2 protein-coding genes are annotated in these 1,454 nt (G+C 48.6%); both read right to left on the bottom strand.

Annotated elements, in window-relative coordinates:
* Positions 1-386: 386 nt before the first annotated feature.
* A complete protein-coding gene (locus ACYQ2W_RS26170; RefSeq protein WP_459874002.1) occupies positions 387-800 on the bottom strand; it encodes a hypothetical protein in 414 nt (137 codons plus the stop codon).
* Between the two features lie 2 nt (positions 801-802).
* Positions 803-1,454 (bottom strand): RHS repeat domain-containing protein (locus ACYQ2W_RS26165; RefSeq protein WP_459874000.1); only part of this gene is annotated, 652 nt, incomplete at its 5' end.

Genomic DNA, 1,454 nt, shown 5'->3' with positions numbered 1-1,454 from the left:
TCGCCAGACGAAAGGGGCGGGAACGGATAGGCTGATGCTACGGTGATGGTGAGCCTGCTCTCTACTCTACCCCGGATCGCAGACCCCCGGATCGCACTTGGGTGACCTCCTTGGGCGCATGACCCCCTTGGGCGCAGTGGGCGCAGAAATCGTTCCATTGTGTCCTATTCGATATCCAGGCCCTTGGCGATCGTTGAAATCCCAATGTGACCCGATATCTCCGCCGTGATCAAGATCAGGGTGTATGCTTTCTGGGCCATTCGGATTTTTGTATCCCCCTTTGTCATTCGCGCACTGCCAGGGGTTTGGGGGGCAAAGATCCACTCGCTGCGTCGAGGAATCTAACCAAAAATCATCCGCTCCACGGGGTGGATTTACTTTCCCGTTTACTCGCAATAAACATCAAATGAGAGGCTTATGTGAAGGTCGGACGTGTCCTTTAGAAGTTTCCAGTGGAACAGGTCGCCTGTATTTGTTTTTGCGTACCAACCAATAAAATATTCTATTTCGCCACCATCTTTCGTTAGTTTTTGTAAGAAATCTGTTTTTATTGATAATTTTTTATTTTGAGTTTCGATGATTTCTTGCAAGCAGGCTCTTTCATCGTAATCAATTCTAAATACGCAATATGTGTGATCGTATGTTCCGTTAAGTTTCCTTCCTTTTGGTGATCTTTTCTGGTCACCTGCTTTCCAATGAATGTCAGCATTCATTTCTAGTTGGCGGCAAATTTCAACAGGATCCATGCTTGGATGTCTAATTCGTATGGATATATCAAATCTGTAGTTGGTTGTGGTCATGGTTACGGTAGATAATCGCTTAGAGGTCCGTTGTTTTCGGCATTTCCGTCCCAGTCGCTGGTGATGACGTCTCCACTTGGAGTTATTCCTGTCCAATCCCTTGGGCCAGCGCCAACGCCTTCCTTTATCTTGTGAATATCATCCTTGCTTAGTCCCGATTTATCAATTGGTTTGGTGCCGTTGGGACAGTTTTTGGGCTTTGATTCTCGGCTTTTCTCAATTAGGTAGGGGTTGCTAGGATTCCGAATATCAGTGCTTCTAGAATTCTGCCAAAGTGAAGCAAGAGCGCCGGCAACTGCTAAGTCAGCCAGTCCTGTAGCTATGCTTGGGCCAAAGAAAACAACAAAAATAAACTTTCCGTTTGCATTAACAAAGTTTATTGGGTTGCTTAGAGCGTAGCTGTAAAGGTTAGAATCACCTCCTTTAAATCGAATCGGGTCTTTGGCTGTCCACCTCCCCGTCTCGGGATCGTAATCCCGAGCCCCAAACCGCACCAGCCCTGTATCCCGATCCCACACCCCCCCGGCAAATCCGAACGGCTGAAACCCCGGATTGCTATCCTCAATCACCCGCCCGAACTCATCGTACTCCATCCGCTGCACCACCGCATCGGTAGCGCTATCGACCACCAACCGCGGACTGCCGAGGTGGTCG

The sequence above is a fragment of the Endothiovibrio diazotrophicus genome, from assembly GCF_054657215.1.
The sequence above is the reverse complement of the archived record's forward strand: the minus strand, read 5'-3'. Positions and strand labels throughout refer to the sequence as shown.

Excerpts from the sequence above, each read along its gene's own strand:
- ACYQ2W_RS26170 (WP_459874002.1), bottom strand. The coding sequence starts at position 800 with ATGACCACAACCAACTACAGATTTGATATATCCATACGAATTAGACAT.